Source organism: Pseudogulbenkiania ferrooxidans 2002 (assembly GCF_000174355.1).
Lineage (GTDB): Bacteria > Pseudomonadota > Gammaproteobacteria > Burkholderiales > Chromobacteriaceae > Pseudogulbenkiania > Pseudogulbenkiania ferrooxidans.
The window spans coordinates 65,088-78,615 of sequence record NZ_ACIS01000005.1; the positions used below are offsets into that span (position 1 = coordinate 65,088).

The 13,528-nt window shown below is 64.4% G+C and carries 13 protein-coding genes; 10 read left to right on the forward strand and 3 right to left on the reverse strand.

Translation table 11 applies throughout. The annotated features are described in order from the left end of the window. Window positions 1-6: 6 nt before the first annotated feature. Window positions 7-1,449, forward strand: a complete 1,443-nt coding sequence (gene tldD / locus FURADRAFT_RS09600; protein WP_008953943.1) for a metalloprotease TldD — start codon at window positions 7-9, stop codon at window positions 1,447-1,449. A 142-nt stretch (window positions 1,450-1,591) separates the two neighbouring features. Here the strand turns inward: tldD and FURADRAFT_RS09605 are convergent, their stop codons facing one another. Next, a complete protein-coding gene (locus tag FURADRAFT_RS09605; RefSeq protein ID WP_086007382.1) occupies window positions 1,592-2,503 on the reverse strand; it encodes a LysR family transcriptional regulator in 912 nt (303 codons plus the stop codon). 111 nt (window positions 2,504-2,614) lie between these two features. On the opposite strand from FURADRAFT_RS09605, the gene FURADRAFT_RS09610 reads away from it, so the two are divergent. The 9 genes from FURADRAFT_RS09610 (at window position 2,615) to FURADRAFT_RS09650 (ending at window position 11,433) form a co-directional block, all read left to right on the forward strand. Further along, window positions 2,615-3,724 (forward strand): muconate/chloromuconate family cycloisomerase, encoded by a 1,110-nt coding sequence (locus FURADRAFT_RS09610; RefSeq protein WP_008953945.1) that lies wholly within the window; start codon window positions 2,615-2,617, stop codon window positions 3,722-3,724. 48 nt (window positions 3,725-3,772) lie between these two features. Next, window positions 3,773-4,063, forward strand: coding sequence for a muconolactone Delta-isomerase (gene catC, locus FURADRAFT_RS09615; protein ID WP_008953946.1), 291 nt, complete (start codon window positions 3,773-3,775; stop codon window positions 4,061-4,063). Between the two features lie 110 nt (window positions 4,064-4,173). Continuing rightward, complete coding sequence (gene catA / locus FURADRAFT_RS09620) at window positions 4,174-5,094, forward strand: catechol 1,2-dioxygenase (RefSeq protein WP_008953947.1); 921 nt, start codon at window positions 4,174-4,176, stop codon at window positions 5,092-5,094. 75 nt (window positions 5,095-5,169) lie between these two features. Beyond that, the gene (benA, locus tag FURADRAFT_RS09625) at window positions 5,170-6,537 is read left to right on the forward strand and encodes a benzoate 1,2-dioxygenase large subunit (RefSeq protein WP_008953948.1); all 1,368 of its coding nucleotides are present in this window, start codon (window positions 5,170-5,172) and stop codon (window positions 6,535-6,537) included. Beyond that, window positions 6,534-7,025, forward strand: a complete 492-nt coding sequence (gene benB, locus FURADRAFT_RS09630; protein WP_008953949.1) for a benzoate 1,2-dioxygenase small subunit — start codon at window positions 6,534-6,536, stop codon at window positions 7,023-7,025. Before benA ends, benB begins: the two co-directional genes overlap by 4 nt. A 119-nt stretch (window positions 7,026-7,144) precedes the next feature. Then, the gene (gene benC, locus FURADRAFT_RS09635) at window positions 7,145-8,164 is read left to right on the forward strand and encodes a benzoate 1,2-dioxygenase electron transfer component BenC (RefSeq protein WP_008953950.1); all 1,020 of its coding nucleotides are present in this window, start codon (window positions 7,145-7,147) and stop codon (window positions 8,162-8,164) included. A gap of 3 nt (window positions 8,165-8,167) precedes the next feature. Beyond that, window positions 8,168-8,947 (forward strand): 1,6-dihydroxycyclohexa-2,4-diene-1-carboxylate dehydrogenase, encoded by a 780-nt coding sequence (locus FURADRAFT_RS09640; RefSeq protein ID WP_008953951.1) that lies wholly within the window; start codon window positions 8,168-8,170, stop codon window positions 8,945-8,947. Between the two features lie 87 nt (window positions 8,948-9,034). Beyond that, window positions 9,035-10,273 carry a benzoate/H(+) symporter BenE family transporter gene (locus tag FURADRAFT_RS09645; RefSeq protein ID WP_008953952.1) on the forward strand — a complete coding sequence of 413 codons (1,239 nt, stop codon included), beginning with the start codon at window positions 9,035-9,037 and terminating at the stop codon, window positions 10,271-10,273. Window positions 10,274-10,494: 221 nt separating this feature from the next. Then, entirely contained in the window at window positions 10,495-11,433 is a 939-nt protein-coding gene (locus FURADRAFT_RS09650) for a LysR family transcriptional regulator (protein ID WP_008953953.1), read from the forward strand. Here the strand turns inward: FURADRAFT_RS09650 and FURADRAFT_RS09655 are convergent. Further along, the gene (locus FURADRAFT_RS09655; RefSeq protein WP_008953954.1) at window positions 11,423-11,686 is read right to left on the reverse strand and encodes a helix-turn-helix domain-containing protein; all 264 of its coding nucleotides are present in this window, start codon (window positions 11,684-11,686) and stop codon (window positions 11,423-11,425) included. The two genes, FURADRAFT_RS09650 and FURADRAFT_RS09655, sit on opposite strands and share 11 nt — an antisense overlap. A gap of 231 nt (window positions 11,687-11,917) precedes the next feature. After that, window positions 11,918-13,300: an MFS transporter gene (locus tag FURADRAFT_RS09660; protein WP_008953955.1), complete on the reverse strand. Its 1,383-nt coding sequence runs from the start codon at window positions 13,298-13,300 to the stop codon at window positions 11,918-11,920. Window positions 13,301-13,528 lie beyond the last annotated feature (228 nt).

Genomic DNA, 13,528 nt, shown 5'->3' on the forward strand with positions numbered 1-13,528 from the left:
TCCATCATGCAAGACGTCTCCTCTATCGCTCGAGAACTGCTGCTGGCCCCCTCCGGCCTCGACGAGCGTGATCTCGAGCGCACCCTGGCGCGCATGACCGAGCACCAGGTCGACTATGCCGATCTCTATTTCCAGTACACCCGCCACGAGGGTTGGAGTCTGGAGGAGGGCATCGTCAAGTCGGGCAGCTTCAATATCGACCAAGGTGTCGGGGTGCGCGCCGTGGCGGGAGAAAAGACCGCCTTCGCCTATTCCGACGAGATCAACACCGAAGCGCTGACGCGTGCCGCCGACGCGGTGCGCGAGATCGGTCGCAGCGGTGGCAGCGGTTCGGTGGGTTCGGTTTCTCCGCGCAGCAGTCGAGCGCTGTACCCGGCGCTCGATCCCTGCGCCAGCCTGGAGGCGGCGGCCAAGGTGGCGCTGCTGGAAAAGGTCGAGAAGCTGGCGCGCGCCATGGACCCGAGCATCATCCAGGTGATGGCGGGCCTGGCCTCCGAGTACGACGTGATCTACCTGGCGCGCCACGACGGCGTGCGCGCGGCCGATGTGCGCCCGCTGGTGCGCATGTCGGTGTACGTGATCGCCGAGCAGGACGGCCGGCGCGAGTCCGGCAGCAGCGGTGGCGGCGGCCGGGTCGATCTGTCGCATTTCACCGATGAAGTGGTCGAGCGCTACGTGCGCCAGGCGGTCGAGCAGGCCAAAGTGAACCTGCAGGCGCGTCCGGCGCCGGCCGGGCAGATGACCGTGGTGCTCGGCCCGGGCTGGCCGGGGGTGTTGCTGCACGAGGCGATCGGCCACGGACTGGAGGGGGACTTCAACCGCAAGGGCACCTCGGCGTTCAGCGGCCGCATCGGCCAGCGCGTGGCGTCGCCCGGGGTGACGGTGGTGGACGATGGCACCCTGGCGTCGCGGCGCGGCTCGCTTGCCATCGACGACGAGGGCAACCAGACCGAGTGCACCATGCTGATCGAGGACGGCATTCTCAAGGGCTATATGCAGGACGAGATGAATGCCCGACTGATGGGGGTGGCACCGACCGGCAACGGCCGGCGTGAGTCTTACGCCCACATTCCGATGCCGCGCATGACCAATACCTACATGTTGGCCGGCCAGCACGATCCGCAGGAGATTATCGCCTCGGTGAAGGACGGCCTGTACGCGGTGAATTTCGGCGGCGGTCAGGTGGACATCACCAGCGGCAAGTTCGTGTTCTCGGCGTCGGAGGCGTGGCGCATCGAGGACGGCAAGCTGAGCTACCCGGTCAAGGGTGCCACGCTGATCGGCAATGGTCCCGACGTGCTGCACTACGTGTCGATGATCGGCAACGATCTGCAACTCGACGCCGGGGTCGGCGTGTGCGGCAAGGAAGGGCAAAGCGTGCCGGTGGGCGTGGGTCAGCCGACGCTGCGCATCGACGGCGGACTCACGGTGGGCGGTACCGGCGGCTGAAGCGTTGAATCGCCGGAGTGAACGAGAAGGGGGCATCGTGCGATGTCCCCTTTTTTCATTAGGGCGGGGTGGCCGGTGGGGCGCTCAAGCCGGAGCACCGCGGTTGCTTCTTCACTGGTGCCGGCAAGGCCGGGTGCTCCGGCTAATTGCCCGGGTAGAACTCGATATTCTGTTCCCGGTACAGATCGTAAATCATCTCCAGCAATGCCTTGATGTCGTCCGATTCATCCAGCAGGCGAGTGCTCAGGATGATCGGCGACACCAATTGCGGGTCGTCCAGCTCCATGTAGCTGACATCTTCCCGCTTCAACCCCTTCACGCTGCTGGGCACGATGGATACGCCCTCGCCGGCCGCGACCAATCCCAGGGCGATCTGCAGTTCGCGCACCTCGTAAATCGATTTCGGTTCAATCGCCCTGTCGTGAAAGGCCGCCAGCACCTGGTCGGCGAAGCTCGGACGCGGGCTCTTGGGGAAAATGATCACCGTTTCCATCGCCACATCCTTCAGCGATAACACCGGTTTGGCCAACAGCAGGGGATGCCCTGACGGCAGCGCCACCATCAGGCGCTCATCGCGCAGCAGGATGCGGCGCACGTTGGGGTCCTCGTGGCGGATGCGGCCGAACCCGACGTCGATGCGTCCCTCCTTGAGCGCCTGGATCTGCTCCATGGTGGTCATGTCGTGCAGGCTCAGTTCGATCTCGGGAAACCGCGTTCTGAAGCGCCGGATCACCTTGGGCAGCATGCCGTACAGCGTCGATGCGACGAAGCCGATCGACATCTTCCGCTCGATTTTTCCCACGCGCTGGGTCATGGCCGCGAGCTCGGCGGTTTGCGCCAGCAACTGCTGGGCGTGCGCATAGAAGAAGCGCCCCGCCTCGGTGAGCTTCAGCGGCCGGGCATTCCGCTCGAATAACTGCACCCCCAGATCCTCCTCCAGCTGCTGGATTTGCCGGCTTAGCGGCGGCTGGGCGATGTGCAGGCGTTCGGCGGCTCGGGTGAAGTTCAGTTCCTCCGCCACGGCGATGAAATAGCGTAAATGGCGCAGTTCCAAGACCATACCTCCCAGGTATAAAAGTGATACTAAATCAGTGTTGGACGGTGTGAAATCAACTACTTATGCTTCTTACCAGGTCAAACAGATTTACTTCCATATCCTAAAGACATGATCAGATCAATCGAAACCATTCTAGTCGATGTGCCCACCATCCGCCCGCACAAGTTGTCGGTGGCCACCATGAACACCCAGACCCTGGTGCTGGTGCGCGTGCAGTGCGAAGACGGGATCGAGGGCTGGGGCGAGGCGACCACCATCGGCGGCCTGAACTACGGCGACGAGAGTCCCGAGAGCGTCAAGGTCAACATCGACACGCACATTGCCCCGCTGCTGATCGGTCAGGAGGCGCGCAACGTCGCCGCGACGATGGCGCGGGTGCGCAAGGTCATCCAGGGCAACCGCTTCGCCAAGTGCGCGCTGGAAACCGCGCTGCTGGACGCCCAGGCGCGCCGCCTCGGCATCCCGCTGTCCGAACTCTTGGGCGGCCGCCTGCGCGATGCCCTGCCGGTGGCCTGGACCCTGGCCAGCGGCGACACCGCCCGCGACATCGCCGAAGCCGAGAGCATGCTCGAGCAGCGCCGCCACCGCATCTTCAAGCTCAAGATCGGCCTGCGCCCGGTGGCCGACGACGTCAAGCACGTGCTCGCCATCAAGAAGGCGCTCGGCGACGCGGTGAGCGTACGCGTCGACGTCAACCAGGCCTGGAGCGAGCTCGACGCCGTCAACGGCATCGCCGCGCTGCAGGACGGCGGCGTCGACCTGATCGAACAGCCGGTGCGCGCCGAGAACCGCGCCGGGCTGGCCCGCCTGGCGCGCCAGTTCGCCGTGCCGGTGATGGCCGACGAAGCGCTGCACGGCCCGCTCAGCGCCTTCGAGTTCGCCAAGGACGCCGACGCCGACGTGTTCGCGGTCAAGATCGCCCAGTCCGGCGGCCTGATCCCGGCCAAGCAGGTGGCCGACATCGCCCAGCTGGCCGGCATCGGCCTGTACGGCGGCACCATGCTGGAAGGCGCGGTCGGCACCGCCGCCTCGGCCCACGTCTTCGCCACCTTCGGCGAGCTCGCCTTCGGCACCGAACTGTTCGGCCCGCTGCTCCTGACCGAGGAAATCCTCGTCGAGCCGCTGCAGTACCGGGACTTCATGCTGCAGGTGCCGACCAAGCCGGGCCTCGGTATCGACATCGACCGGGACAAGCTGGCCACCCTGCGCCGGAAATAAATGACCCGCCGGGTTTCACCAAAAGATCAACAGGAAAGGATGGACGAGATGCTGTTCCACGTACGCATGGAAGTGAATCTGCCGCCCGCGATGCCGGCCGCCGAGGCCTCCGCACTGAAGCAAGTCGAGAAGGAACAGGCGCAGGCGCTGCAGCGCGCCGGCAAGTGGCGCCACCTGTGGCGCGTCGCCGGGCAGTACGCCAACGTCAGCCTGTTCGACGTCGAGAGCGTGGACGAACTGCACCAGCTGGTATCGACCCTGCCGCTGTTCCCGTACATGACGATCGAGGTCACGCCCTTGTGCCGCCACCCCTCGTCGATCCGGGACGACGACCGCTAACCCCCGAACCCCCACCCATTCAGCCCGAGACAAGGCCGTGAAATGCGTTCGGCCGGTTGAACGGAATGCCACAACGCATTGGCACGACGATATAAATGAGGAGTAGAGACATGACACACGCAGAAATCGACGCCCTGGTAAAAAGCTTCCTGGTCGACACCGCCACCGGCGAAGTGAACCCGCGCGTGCAGCAGATCGCGGTGCGCCTGACCAGCGACCTGTTCAAGGCCATCGAAGACCTCGACCTCAGCCCGAGCGAAGTCTGGAAAGGGCTGGAGTACTTCGCCGAAGCCGGCGCCACCCACGAACTGGGGCTGCTGGCCGCCGGCCTGGGCCTGGAGCGCTTCGTCGACATCCGCATGGACGAGGCCGAAGCCAAAGCCGGCCTCACCGGCGGCACCCCGCGCACCATCGAAGGCCCGCTGTATGTGGCCGGCGCGCCGAAGTCGGAAGGCTTCGCCCGCATGGACGACGGTAGCGAGGTGGAGCAGGGCGAAGTGCTGTTCATGCAGGGCACCGTGTACGACGCCGACGGCAAGCCGCTGCCGGGCGCCCAGGTCGAAGCGTGGCACGCCAACCTGATGGGCAACTACTCGTTCTTCGACAAGAGCCAGTCGGACTTCAACCTGCGCCGCACCATCGTCACCGACGCCAACGGCCGCTACCAGTTCCGCAGCATCATGCCGATGGGTTACGGCTGTCCGCCGCAAGGCACCACCCAGCGCCTGTTGAACCTGCTCGGCCGCCACGGCCGCCGTCCGGCGCACATCCACTTCTTCGTGACCGCCGCCGGCCACCGCAAGCTGACCACGCAGATCAACATCGACGGTGACGACTACCTGTGGGACGACTTCGCCTTCGCCAGCCGCGAGGGTCTGGTGCCGGCGGTGAACCGCATCACCGACGCGGCCGAGATCGACAGGAAGGGCCTGCAGAAGCCGTTCGCCTCGATCGACTTCGACTTCCGCCTCAACGGCGAAACCGCGGCCGCGCCGACCACCGAAGTCGAACGCAAACGCGCCAGCGCCTGATCGACACCGAGCATAGAGCAACAGGGACGGGCCCTGCCCGGCAGGGTCCACTTGTCCCGATAGAGGAGAACGGCAATGATCCCCATCCATCCCGATGCCACCCCGAAGCTGAAGAAGCTGGACGATTACCTGATCGAGAACCCGCAGACCGGCGACTACCGTGTGCACCGCAGTGTCTTCACCGACGAAGCGCTGTTCGAACTCGAAATGAAGCACATCTTCGAGGGCAACTGGATCTACCTCGCGCACGAGAGCCAGATCCCGAACGTCAACGATTACTACACCACCACCATGGGCCGGCAGCCGGTGTTCATCGCGCGCAACCGCCAGGGTGAGCTGAACGCCTTCATCAACGCGTGTACCCACCGCGGCGCCACGCTGTGCCGTCACAAGCGCGGCAACAAGGCGACCTACACCTGCCCGTTCCACGGCTGGACCTTCAACAACAGCGGCAAACTGTTGAAGGTGAAGGACCCGGAAGACGCCGGTTACCCGGACTGCTTCAACAAGGAAGGCTCGCACGACCTGAAGAAGGTGGCGCGCTTCGAGAACTACCGCGGTTTCCTGTTCGGCAGCCTGAACGAAAACGTCAAGCCGCTGACCGAATTCCTCGGTGAAGCGGCCAAGATCATCGACATGATCGTCGACCAGTCGGCCGAAGGGCTGGAAGTGCTGCGCGGCTCGTCGACCTACACCTTCGACGGCAACTGGAAGCTGACCGCCGAAAACGGCGCCGACGGCTACCACGTCTCCGCCGTGCACTGGAACTACGCCGCTACCACCAGCCACCGCAAGGAGCAGAGCGAGCGCGTTGATACCACCCGCGCCATGGACGCCGGCAAGTGGGGCAAGCAGGGCGGGGGCTTCTACGCCTTCGAGCACGGCCACATGCTGCTGTGGACGCAATGGGCCAACCCGGAAGACCGCCCCAACTTCGCACGCCGCGACGAGTACGCCGAAAAGCTCGGCCCCGAGATGGCGGACTGGATGGTGCGCAACTCCCGCAACCTGTGCCTGTACCCGAACGTGTACCTGATGGACCAATTCGGCTCGCAGATTCGCGTGGTGCGCCCGCTGTCGGTGAACAAGTCCGAAGTCACCATCTACTGCATCGCGCCCAAGGGCGAATCGGACGAGGCGCGTGCACGGCGCATCCGCCAGTACGAGGACTTCTTCAACGCCAGTGGCATGGCCACGCCGGACGATCTGGAAGAATTCCGCGCCTGCCAGCAGGGTTACTCCGGCATCGCGCTGGAATGGAACGACATGTGCCGCGGTTCCACACACTGGATCGAAGGCGCCGACGAGGCGGCGAAGAAGATCGGCCTCAAGCCGGTACTGAGCGGGGTCAAGACCGAGGACGAGGGCCTGTACACGGTGCAGCACCGCTACTGGCTGGACGTGATGAAGCACGCCGTGCGCGAGGAAGGAGAAGAGGCATGAGCAACGTCAACATGGAGCAGATCCGCAGCTTTCTCTACCGCGAAAGCCGCCTGCTGGACGACGAGCAGTGGGACGAGTGGCTCGAGTGCTACCACCCGGACGCCGAGTTCTGGATGCCGTCGTGGGACGATGACGACAAGCTCGTCACCGACCCGCAGCGTGAAATCTCGCTGATCTACTACGCCAACCGCCAGGGCCTGGAAGATCGCGTGTTCCGCATCAAGACCGAGCGCTCCAGCGCCACCATGCCGGACACCCGCACCAGCCACAACATCAGCAACGTGGAGCTGGAAAAGCAGGATGGCGACTTGGTTACGGTGCGCTTCAACTGGCACACGTTGAGCCACCGTTACAAGACCAACTACAGCCATTTCGGCATGGCGCGTTACGTGATCGACTTTTCCGGCGCGAGCCCGAAGATCCGCAACAAGTATGTGGTGCTGAAGAACGATTACATCCACCAGGTAATCGACGTCTACCACATTTAAGCAAGCATCGAGAGCCGCCGGCCCACCCGGCACAGCGCGCCCGCCGTCTTGTATTGGACAGGACGGCGCGGCGACGCGGGGCGGGGGAGGCGCGGCTCGGTACGGCAGGAGTAGGAATCATGAGCTACAACATCGCACTTCAATTCGAGGACGGCGTCACCCGTTTCATCAGCTGCAACGAAAACGAAAAGCTGTCCGACGCGGCGTATCGCCAGAAGGTCAATCTTCCGCTGGATTGCCGCGACGGCGCCTGCGGTACCTGCCGCTGCTTGTGCGAGTCGGGCGAGTACGACCTGCCGGAATCGAGCTACATCGAAGACGCACTGGCCCCGGAGGATGCCGAGCAGGGCTACATCCTGACCTGCCAGACCCGGCCCAAGTCGGACTGCGTGATCAAGATCCCGGCTTCGTCGGTGGCGTGCAAGACCGGCGTGTCGAGCTTCGCCGGCATCATCGCGGCGGTGCTGCCGCTGTCCGATTCCACCATCGGCTTCTCGATCAAGCTCGACGATCCGGCGAGTCTTTCCTTCCTGCCGGGCCAGTACGTCAACGTCGGCATTCCCGGTACCGAACTGACCCGCGCGTACTCGTTCAGCTCGGCGCCCGGCGCCAGTGAGGCCGCGTTCGTGGTGCGCAACGTGCCGAACGGCCGCATGAGCCACTTCCTGAGCCATGACGCCAAAGTGGGCGAGCGCATGACCTTTGCCGGCCCGTACGGCAGCTTCTACCTGCGCGAAGTGGCGCGGCCGGTGTTGTTCCTGGCCGGCGGTACCGGCATCGCGCCGTTCCTGTCGATGCTCGACGTGTTGGCCGAAAGCGGCAGCACGCAGCCGATCCGCATGGTGTTCGGCGTGACCAACGACGTCGACCTGGTGGCGCTGGAGCAATTGGATGCCATCAAGGCCCGGCTGCCGCAGTTCGACTACCGCACCTGTGTGGTGGCGGCCGAGAGCGCCCATCCGCGCAAGGGTTATGTCACCCAGCACATCGAGCCGGAATGGCTCAACGCCGGCGACGTGGACGTCTATCTGTGCGGCCCGGTGGCGATGGTGGAGGCGGTGCGCGGTTGGCTGCAGCAGTCGGGCGTGACCCCGGCGAGCTTCCTGTATGAAAAATTCTCCGCCAGCAGCGAGGCCTGAATCATGAGCACACGTTTCAAGGACAAGGTGGTCATCGTCACTGGCGCGGCCCAGGGTATCGGGCGCGGCGTCGCCCTGAGTGTGGCGGAAGAGGGCGGGCTAGTCGTGCTGGCCGACCGTTCCGAGCTGGTGCACGAGGTGGCCGGCGAGATCAAGGCCAGGGGTGGCCAGGCCACGGTGGTGACGGCCGACCTGGAAAGCTACAACGGCGCCCAGCTCGTGGTGGAAGCCGCCGAGGAGGCCTACGGCCGCGTCGACGTGCTGATCAACAACGTCGGCGGCACCATCTGGGCCAAGCCCTACCAGGAATACGAGGAGGCGCAGATCGAGGCCGAAATCCGCCGCTCGCTGTTCCCCACCCTGTGGTGCTGCCGCGCCGTGCTGCCTGGCATGGTCGAGCGCCAGCAGGGGGTGATCGTCAACGTGTCGTCGATTGCCACGCGCGGCATCTACCGCATTCCGTATTCCGCCGCCAAGGGCGGGGTGAACGCGCTCACCGCGAGCCTCGCCTTCGAGCACGCCGAGGACGGCATCCGTGTCAACGCCGTGGCCACCGGCGGCACCGAGGCGCCGCCGCGCAAGGTGCCGCGCAATAGCGCGCCGATGAGCGAACAGGAAAAAGTCTGGTACCAGGGCATCGTCGACCAGACCCTTTCCAGCAGTCTGATGCACCGTTACGGCACCATCGACGAGCAGGTGCGCACGATCCTGTTCCTGGCGTCGGACGAGGCGTCCTATATTACCGGCACGGTGTTGCCGGTCGGTGGCGGCGATCTGGGCTAGGCGCCACCCACGAGTCCCTCTTGCATCATCGCGTTCGGACCTCTCATCCTGATGGGTGAGAGGTCATTTTTTGATGAGGCATACTCAATGAACCATTCATCCCAAGACCGTTCTTTGGCGTCCCCGGCACCCGATGCGAGCGGTTCGCTGCGCCAGGACTGGTCGCTCTCCGCCATCACCGCCGGCTTCCTCGCGGTGCTGATTTCCTATTCTGGTCCGCTGGTGATCTTTTTCCAGGCCGCCAAGGTGGCCAACATGCCCAACGAGATGATCTCGTCCTGGGTCTGGGCCATCTCGATGGGCGCGGCGGTGTCCGGCATCGTGCTGAGCTGGCGCCTCAAGGTGCCGGTGGTGACCGCCTGGTCCGCGCCCGGCACCGCCTTGCTGGTGACGCTGTTTCCCGGCGTCACGCTGAACCAGGCGGTGGGGGCCTATCTCACCGCCGCCGTGGTGCTGTTGCTGATCGGCGCGTCAGGCTCGTTCGACCGCCTCATGCGCCACATTCCCAAGGGCATCGCCGCCGGGATGATGGCGGGCATTTTGTTCCAGTTTGGTGCCAGCGCCTTCAAGTCGGTCGGCTCGATGCCGGTGCTGGCGTTCGGCATGGTTGGCGCCTACCTGCTGTTCAAGCGGCTGTTGCCGCGTTACTGCATCGTGCTGGTGCTGCTCTGCGGCGCCGCGCTGGCCGTGCTCCTGGGGCAGACCCACCTGGGCGATGTGCGGCTCAGCCTGGCCACGCCGCAGTTCATCCGCCCGGAGTGGACGCTCGGCACCACGCTGAGCCTGGCGCTGCCGTTGGTGATGGTGAGCCTGACCGGCCAGCATCTGCCCGGCATGGCGGTGCTGCGCGTGTCGGGCTACGACACCCCGGCCAAGCCGATCATCACCGTCACCAGCCTGGCCTCGCTCGTGGTGGCGTTCTTCGGCGGCATCACCATCGTCATCGCCGCCATCACCGCCGCGCTGTGCACCGGCAAGGACGCGCACGACGACCCGTCGCGGCGTTACGTCGCGGGCATCGCCAACGGGGCGTTCTACCTGATCGGCGGGATGTTCGGCAGCACCATCGTGCTGCTGTTCACCGCCTTGCCCAAGGAATTCGTCGCCGTGCTGGCGGGGCTGGCGCTGATCGGGGCGATTTCGGCCAACGTGCAGGGCGCGGTCGAGGATGCCGAGCATCGCGAGGCGTCGATGATCACCTTTCTGGCGACGGCCTCCGGTATGAGCTTCCTTGGCCTGGGCTCGGCCTTCTGGGGCGTGGTGATCGGCTGCATCGCCTACCTGGTGCTGAACAAGCCGCACCAGCGGCAGGCCAAGGGGACTTAGCGGGGCCACGTCCCCTCGGCGTCCGTCCCTCATCCGGAGCCGGGTATGCAGGCCGGCTGGGCGTGCGGCCCCGCTCCACGTTGCCTGTCTTTCGCAGCCAGGCGGCCGGCGCCGACCCGGCCGCCGGCTGCGGACGGCTATCTACATTCTTTCTGATACGACACCCCAGCCGCGTGGCTTTCGGCCAACGGTGAGGTGTCGTGATGTCCTGGAGGTCTGCTATGGAACTGCGCCACCTGCGTTACTTCGTTGCCGTCGCTGAAGAGGGCAACATCACGCGCGCGGCCGAGCGGCTGCATATCGCCCAGCCGCCATTGAGTCGCCAGATTCAACAATTGGAAGACGATCTCGGGGTGGTGCTGATCGAGCGCGGCTCGCGCCCGCTCAAGCTGACCGAGGCCGGGCAGTTCTTCTATGGCCATGCCCTGCAGTTGCTGTCGCAGACGCGCGAGCTCAGGGCGATGACCCAGCGCATCGGGATCATCGACAGCAAGATGTCGATCGGTTTTGTCGGCTCGACGCTGTACGGCATGTTGCCCAAGATCATTCGGCGCTTCCGCGACGCGCACAAGACCATCGAACTGAGCCTGCACGAAATGACCACGATGGAGCAGATCGGCGCGCTCAAGGAGGGCCGCATCGACGTCGGGTTCGGCCGCATCCGTCACGAAGATCCCAATGTGCGCCGCATCGTGTTGCGCGAGGAGCGCCTGATGGCGGCCTTGCCCAGCGAGCACCCGCTGGCGACCAAGCCCGCCTTGTCGCTGCAGGATATTGCCATGGAGACGCTGATCGTGTTCCCGAAATCCCCGCGCCCGAGTTTTGCCGATCAGGTGCTGGCGGCGTTTCATGACCGGGCGCTGGAGCCAAGAAGCATCTACGAGGCGCGCGAGCTGCAGATCGCGATAGGGTTGGTGGCGGCCGGGGTCGGCATCGCGATCGTTCCCTCCAGCGTGCAGGGCCTGAAGCGCGAGGATGTCTGCTATCGGGAGCTGGATGTGCCCAATATGGTGTCGCCGATCATTCTCAGCACCCGTCTGCTCGACGAATCCAACGATGTCAAACTGCTCATCAAGATGATCATCGACATTTACGAGGCGGAATCGATGGCGCATGCCGTTTCCGCACACGACTTGAACGGCGTGCTGCTCAAAACCTGATCGGTGCTGGCCGATCCAGGGCCTTGCGGTATGCCTGGCTCAGGGCCAGCACTTTTGCCGTCACGCTGAAATAGCCTTTTGCCTCGCGCTGGACGAAGCCCATTTTGTTCAGCGTGTACAGGCAGCGATAAACCGCCGCATAGGGAATGCCGGTTTGCGCACTCACCTCGGTCACGGAAAGGGTCGGGTTGTCGGCGGAGAAAGCCTGCAGTACGGCGAGGCCGCGTTCAAACGGGGTGTGGGAGGCATTCATCGTCAATCCCTCGGGAAAATAAGCGGCTGACTCAGGGTGAATCAGCAGGGGTAAAGACGGGGAAATAAACAGTTTGGCGACGGCTGGAAAATAACCGGCACGGCATCTGAGGTAACGGGGCAGGGAAGTAATCGGGCGTATCGCGCCATCCGCTCCGGATCGAGCCGGGCTGATATCCAGCCCGGCTCTGCTACGCGGTTTTTGCTTTCCCGGCCCGTCAATGAGCCGGGTTTATTCCGCCGGTTTCAGCGAGGGCAGGGCGCCTGCCGCTGCCGTATCACGCCCGGTCTTCACCGACAGGGTCCAGAGGGCCAGCATGGCGATGCCGGCGGGGAGGGTGAGCAGGGTCAGGGTCTGGCTGAACGGCAGTTGCATCCCCTGCAAGACCCCGCCCAGCAGGGCACCGGCGATGCCACCGAAGCGACCGATGCCGAGCATCCAGGCGATGCCCGTGGCACGCCCCTGGGTCGGGTAGATCGGCGCGGCCAGCGCCGGCAGGGAGGCCTGGGCGCCCGTCACCATGACCCCGGCGAGGAAGATCAGCACGGCGAACAGCGAAACGTTGTCCATACTCTGGCCCACCGCGACCAGGAACAGCGCCGCCAGCACGTAGACCAGGCTCAGCACGCGGCCGGGGTTGTACTTGTCCATCAACAGCCCGCTCACCAGGGTGCCGATGCCGCCGCCCAGCGGGAACAGTGCGGTCAGCAGGGCCGCCTTTTGCGTGCTGAAGCCCGCGTCTTTCATCATCAGCGGCATCCAGTTGGTCAGCAGATAGAAAATCAGCAGGCCCATGAAGTAAGTAACCCACAGCATCAGTGTCGGCACCAGGAACGGCTTGGACAGAATCAGGCTCAGGGCCGATTTCTCCGCCTTGCCCTTGCCGGCCGCTTCACCGATGACGCATTGCTTGACGTGGCTCAGGTCCTGACGGCAAATCCGCTCCAGCACCGCTTTGATTTTCTCGATTGGGTACTGTTTGGCGGCCATGTAGGACACCGATTCGGGCAGGTGGCGGATCATGAACGGCAACAGGGCCAGCGGCAGGATGCCGCCCAGGATGAAGACGCCTTGCCAGCCATAGTGCGGAATCAGCCCGGCCGAGACGAACCCGCCCGCGGCGGCGCCCAGCGGAAAGCCCACGTAGACGGCGTTGACCACGAAGGAGCGACGTTTGGCCGGGGCGAGTTCGGCGATCAGGGTGACCGCGTTGGGCATCGCCGCCCCCAGGCCGAGGCCGGTCAGGAAGCGCAGCGCCGACAGGCTCGGGACGCTGCTGGCGTAGGCCGTCAAACCGCTGAAGACGGCAAACACGATGGTCGAGGCGATCAGCACGTTCTTCCGGCCAAAGCGGTCGGCACTGGGGCCCGCCGCCATGGCGCCAAAGGCCAGACCGAACAAGGCGGCGCTCAAGACCGGCGCCAGCGATGGGCGGCTGATGCCCCATTCGGTGACAAGGGCGGGCGCGACGTAGCCGATGGCCGCGGTGTCGAACCCGTCCAGCGCCAGAATGGAAAAGCAGAAGAACAAGACCAGCCAGTGATATTTCGTAAAATCCTGCTCGTTGATTAATGCCGTCACATCGACGACTTCCTTGCTATATTCTCGACTCATTTTTCCTCCGTAAACTGATCGACTTGCCTGCTGGCGCCGGGTTTTTAGGGCGGCGCTACATGGTTTTATTTTGTTTGAATGGGAGTGCCGAAATGAAAGCGCCGTTTTAATGAACGGCCCATTCAAGGCAGTCGTATCCTGGGGATAAAGAAATCGACCGTCTAATACTGTTTCAGTATCCGACGATACTCGGCCAGTATTGAGCAAGGCGGAGGCCCATTCCCGCTG

What these genes read in the sequence shown, in the direction of transcription:
- FURADRAFT_RS09640 (WP_008953951.1), top strand. Translation starts at nt 8,168, where the DNA reads ATGAGCACACGTTTCAAGGACAAGGTGGTCATCGTCACTGGCGCGGCC.
- benC (WP_008953950.1), top strand. Translation starts at nt 7,145, where the DNA reads ATGAGCTACAACATCGCACTTCAATTCGAGGACGGCGTCACCCGTTTC.
- FURADRAFT_RS09655 (WP_008953954.1), bottom strand. Translation starts at nt 11,686, where the DNA reads ATGAATGCCTCCCACACCCCGTTTGAACGCGGCCTCGCCGTACTGCAG.
- FURADRAFT_RS09650 (WP_008953953.1), top strand. Translation starts at nt 10,495, where the DNA reads ATGGAACTGCGCCACCTGCGTTACTTCGTTGCCGTCGCTGAAGAGGGC.
- FURADRAFT_RS09645 (WP_008953952.1), top strand. Translation starts at nt 9,035, where the DNA reads ATGAACCATTCATCCCAAGACCGTTCTTTGGCGTCCCCGGCACCCGAT.
- FURADRAFT_RS09660 (WP_008953955.1), bottom strand. Translation starts at nt 13,300, where the DNA reads ATGAGTCGAGAATATAGCAAGGAAGTCGTCGATGTGACGGCATTAATC.
- catC (WP_008953946.1), top strand. Translation starts at nt 3,773, where the DNA reads ATGCTGTTCCACGTACGCATGGAAGTGAATCTGCCGCCCGCGATGCCG.
- benA (WP_008953948.1), top strand. Translation starts at nt 5,170, where the DNA reads ATGATCCCCATCCATCCCGATGCCACCCCGAAGCTGAAGAAGCTGGAC.
- benB (WP_008953949.1), top strand. Translation starts at nt 6,534, where the DNA reads ATGAGCAACGTCAACATGGAGCAGATCCGCAGCTTTCTCTACCGCGAA.
- tldD (WP_008953943.1), top strand. Translation starts at nt 7, where the DNA reads ATGCAAGACGTCTCCTCTATCGCTCGAGAACTGCTGCTGGCCCCCTCC.
- FURADRAFT_RS09610 (WP_008953945.1), top strand. Translation starts at nt 2,615, where the DNA reads ATGATCAGATCAATCGAAACCATTCTAGTCGATGTGCCCACCATCCGC.
- catA (WP_008953947.1), top strand. Translation starts at nt 4,174, where the DNA reads ATGACACACGCAGAAATCGACGCCCTGGTAAAAAGCTTCCTGGTCGAC.